The organism is Microcoleus sp. BR0-C5 (assembly GCF_036705045.1).
Lineage (GTDB): Bacteria > Cyanobacteriota > Cyanobacteriia > Cyanobacteriales > Microcoleaceae > Microcoleus.
In genome coordinates, this window is sequence record NZ_JAUBTR010000154.1 from 1 (window position 1) to 4,344 (window position 4,344).

Here is a 4,344-nt window from a genome sequence, read left to right on the forward strand (position 1 = left end):
CGAAACATACACCTCTTCATATTCACTCATTTATTTATTATACATCGCTGATGTTATTTAATTCTCATTCCTTATTTCTTTGAAGCTCCAGAAATCCCGGCTCAACTTGAGTTAAACGAAGACAGGATAGTTATTAAAATTAATCGTTTGCCTTTCATGTTAGCGTAACCTTGACATAGTTGCTCTTTGTAGGAAGCGCAAAGCAATCGGCACAAACCGAGATATTTTCCTTGAAAGGCAGTCTGTCCCCGCCATTTGGAGAAGGCAGTCTGTCCCCGCCATTTGGAGGGGGCTATTTTAACTATCTAAAACCACCGGATTTGGTGAGGTCAGACTTAAACTGAAGCCAATACTATTATTTTATAACGTAATAAACGCCAGTGTTTATGAAGAAAAAACCATCAATACCAGATGCAATTCTGGCTATAGATTTTGGAGGCTTATCTACTAGAGTTTTCTGCATTGGAGCGCAAGCAGGCAGTAAAGCAAACTCCTTTGTAATGGAATCGCAGGTAGGGCCAGTGAGCCAAGACATAGCCAATTGTTTCACACAACCTAACCTCGCATCAGCATCTCCCGAAAATATTGCTTGGGTGGCAATTGGTAATGAATGTCGAGCCGTTGGCTACCTGGCAGCATCGCAATTCAATGCTCACATCGGTTTAGCGGGACTGAAGTACAGTAGCGCTTTGTACAAAGCTCTAGCAGCTTTGTGGGTAGTGTCGCGGAAGTTAGATTTAGGCAGTCAATTTAGCGCTGCGATCTCCGTTTTCTTGCCCCCAGGCGAATTTAATGACTCCAAGCAATTTTTTGAACTCTTAAGTCAATACTCTGCTTCATTTGAAACACCCACCGGCAAGCTCTCCGTCACCCTGGACAAAACCCAAGCTTTGCAAGAAGGCGGCGGCATTGCTTTGATCCACAACAGCAACTTAGGTTCAGCCTTCAAGCAGCGGGTAACTGCCTTTGTTATGGTAGGATTTCGCAATGCTTCGGTAATAGTTTCGGCACGCGGTGCTGTCGGTAAGGGCAAAACTTCAGACTTAGGAATGGTAAGGTTGGTAGATCTAGTTCAAGAGCGAACCTCTAACTATGATGCTTCCCGTTTGGCTTTATCAATCGCTCAAGCGGGCGTAAGCTACAACCGCCCTTACTTTTACCGAATTGCTCGGAATCGAGAGGAGACAGCGAAAGATCGAGAAGTTGACCAATTGATTGAAGCAGTCAAGCTGTCTCGCTTCGACTACGCTCGAATGCTATCTCATTGGATTAATGAAGTGCTGCCGCCCGATTTAGATGAAATTGTATTTTGCGGGGGGACTTCTGAATATATGAAGCCAGAACTGCGAAATCAGTTTTCTAATTATTCGCTGTCTTGGCACGCAGGTATAACAGTGCCAAAAACGCTCGATCCTGATGGTTTAGGTTGCCGCATAGCTGATGTTTACGGACTATTTTCTTACTTCAAATTTCAGTTTGAGATACTGAGGCAAAGGTCTGTTGTAGCAACTTCTCAGAGGGTAGAAGATGCAGCTTCCACTTCAGGAGATGCTCCAGTCCCTCCGACTGATATACAGAGTGTTAAAGAATGTGCTGAAAAATCTGCCCAGCCAAAATCTGAACAATCTACTCACCAAAAATCAGAACAATCTACCAAGCCAAAATCCGAGGAACCTACTCACCAAAAATCCGAACACTCAACTCATCAAAAATCCGAGCAACCTACTCAATTAAAATTTGAGCAATTTACTCACGCTAAATCCGAGCAATCTACTGAACAAAAAATTGAGGAATCTACTGAACAAAAGACAGAAGATATTACGGGACAAAAAATTGAGGCACCTACTGAACAAAACACTGAACAATGTGCTAAACAAAAGGCTGATTTAAGTATCAAAGATAGCTGCTTAGATGATTCTAATAAATTGAGTGATGAGTCGTCGCCGAATACAGAACCTTCATTAGAGGAATCAGAAGCAAACTTAGATGCAGCTCTCTTATTGGGAGGGCCCTACCGAGGTGCTGGAAAGAAGGTGAGGAATTATGCCTAGAAAACGTTACAAGGAATTTTGCTGGCGCTGTCAAGTTTTGCCAGATTCCGAAGATGCTATCTTGCTATCTTACCTGCAAAATCATCCTTTTTTTAGTTTCCAGGAAACGATTTTACCTCTAATCAAAGCGCGGTGGCTGTTAGCATCATTACGCAATAGCGGTAGTCATTCTAGTACAGAGTTAGAGTATTTGAGGCGAGAAAGCATTAATTTTTTGCTCAGGCAGATAGATGAAGTTTGCCGAGATGCGGGATTTAACTGTACCGATTTAGGAGCAATTGCCCCTGGTATTTCTTCGGGTTTAATTCCTTTAGCTACTTTCCCTCGCTTATCGAATCCAGGTGCATCTATTGCAGCAGAATTAACTGCCCCTGAGAGTTCAAATCCAGCAAGTTTGCCCGAAGAAAAAGAAGCAGAGGAATTTTCGGGAGAAGTTGAGTTTGAAAACAGCGCATTTAACTTAGCTGGTTTCGATCCGGCAATGGTCGGGCCTAGCTTTAGTTAAAAATTATTAAGTCTTGAATAGACATCCAGCAAGGAGGAATGAAATGACTAACATGATTCACTTGGTTGACGGCGAGAAAGGTGGCGTTGGCAAGTCGATGCTAACTCGGATTCTGGTTGAATTCAATCAGAAGTATGAACTACTGTACACGTTAATTGATGGTGATTTTCAAAATCCTGATGTGCAGCAGCGCTATCCTGAACACAATGCAAAAATCGTAGCTTTAGTTGAAGATGAAGAGAAGTTTTTCGATATCGATATTATTTTTGAAACAGCAGTAGAAACTCCTGTGATTGTCAATTTACCAGCTCGGGTTTACAGCATTATCAACAAATGGATTGACGAAGCTAATTTAACCTCTCCTGATTTTAAAGAGCAGTCAGGAGTTGATGTATGCAAGTGGTTTATTTGCGGCGGCACGACGGACAGCATTGAAATGTTTATTGACTCTTTCAACTACTTTGAAGGTCAGCTCAATCACATTTTTGTCCGCAATTTTGGAGTATGCAAAGATTGGTCGCACGTACAAAGCCATAAGGAAATGAACAAGCTCATTAATAATTACCGAATTCCTGTGGTAGATTTGCCGGCTCTGAGTGCAAGAGAGCGCAAGTTTATTGATACGAAGCGGTTGTCATTTTCTCAAGCAATGAAACACTCTGAATTCTTCTTGATTAGTCAGCAGCGATTGCATACTTTTCTGGAAGACTGTTTCCGTCTGATAGAAGATGTAGGTTTGTTTAACAACGCACCCAATCGCAATAAAAAAGAAGTCATCGCGCCCTATGAACAAAAAAAAAATGAGGAAATGCAGATAGAAAATGAGCCCCAAAATGAGTAACAAAATAAGCAACAGGTTGTAAAGTCTCAGGAGGCTGTAATTTGTAAAAAAGGTATCGTAAGCTTTTAAGAATCTAAATTAAGGCTTACGCACACACTCTACTGATAGGGTGTGCCGAAACCAGCCCGCTGGCTGAGGGCAATCAACGCAGTTGTGTTATCCCAAGCGTTGGATATTAGCAATAAACGTTGTTTATTGCGTTTAAATTCTGAAAAGAAGAAGATTGATCGATCGCCCGCTACGAGATTTCCAGGGTTTCAAAAACTTCTTCACCACTGGGCCAGCGGGCTGGGTGTGGCGAAACACATCTTAATACTACAGATAGTGTCTAAACCGATAATTTGCGGGTATTCCTGTAAATTTTACAGTCATATCAATTCCGGTTGCACTCAGACATGATGTTGACTGTTGACCCTTCGACCCTTCGGCTACGCGAGCGGGCGACGCTGTTGACTGTGAATCGAACAACTGAAAATTGCGCCGAGATAGGTGGCGACTTGTAACAATCATTCATGAATTGCCCTCTAATTTATCACCTGACGATGCAGCCGGAAACGATATCAATGGGTGATGAACTCGTTAGGAGACGGACAAAATATGAGTTCACACTATAGAATGCGCGATGCAGAACAGCATAAAAATTAGGATTTTGATTAGGTAGGAGGTTAAATGTCCGATCGACTTTTAGAAGAACTTTCCGAAGTTGACTCTGAAGAGTTTGGCGAGATATTGGAAACGCCAAGGGAACAGGGCAGACTTAATAATACTAAAAATAATTCCCTACAATCTGCTGAAAATTCGCTCATTTTGCCCGATTCTCCAGATACATTCCCAGAAGATGCAGTAGAAGAAAAGTTGAGATTAGATGGGAATAAGGAATGAGAATTAAATAACATCAGCGATGTATAATAAATAAATGAGTGAATATGAAGAGGTGTATGTTTCGG

At 41.9% G+C, this 4,344-nt stretch carries 4 protein-coding genes; all 4 read left to right on the forward strand.

Annotation, left to right across the window (positions count from 1 at the left end; translation table 11 throughout):
• The first annotated feature begins 386 nt into the window (after nt 1-386).
• The 4 genes from QUB08_RS31355 to QUB08_RS31370 all read left to right on the forward strand — a co-directional run bounded on the left by QUB08_RS31355 (nt 387) and on the right by QUB08_RS31370 (nt 4,279).
• Entirely contained in the window at nt 387-2,051 is a 1,665-nt protein-coding gene (locus QUB08_RS31355) for a hypothetical protein (protein ID WP_333230134.1), read from the forward strand.
• Nucleotides 2,044-2,556, forward strand: coding sequence for a hypothetical protein (locus QUB08_RS31360; protein WP_333230136.1), 513 nt, complete (start codon nt 2,044-2,046; stop codon nt 2,554-2,556). The genes QUB08_RS31355 and QUB08_RS31360 overlap by 8 nt, the downstream gene beginning before the upstream one ends.
• A gap of 43 nt (nt 2,557-2,599) precedes the next feature.
• Nucleotides 2,600-3,397, forward strand: coding sequence for a hypothetical protein (locus tag QUB08_RS31365; protein ID WP_015179754.1), 798 nt, complete (start codon nt 2,600-2,602; stop codon nt 3,395-3,397).
• Between the two features lie 669 nt (nt 3,398-4,066).
• Nucleotides 4,067-4,279 carry a hypothetical protein gene (locus QUB08_RS31370; RefSeq protein ID WP_333230138.1) on the forward strand — a complete coding sequence of 71 codons (213 nt, stop codon included), beginning with the start codon at nt 4,067-4,069 and terminating at the stop codon, nt 4,277-4,279.
• Nucleotides 4,280-4,344 lie beyond the last annotated feature (65 nt).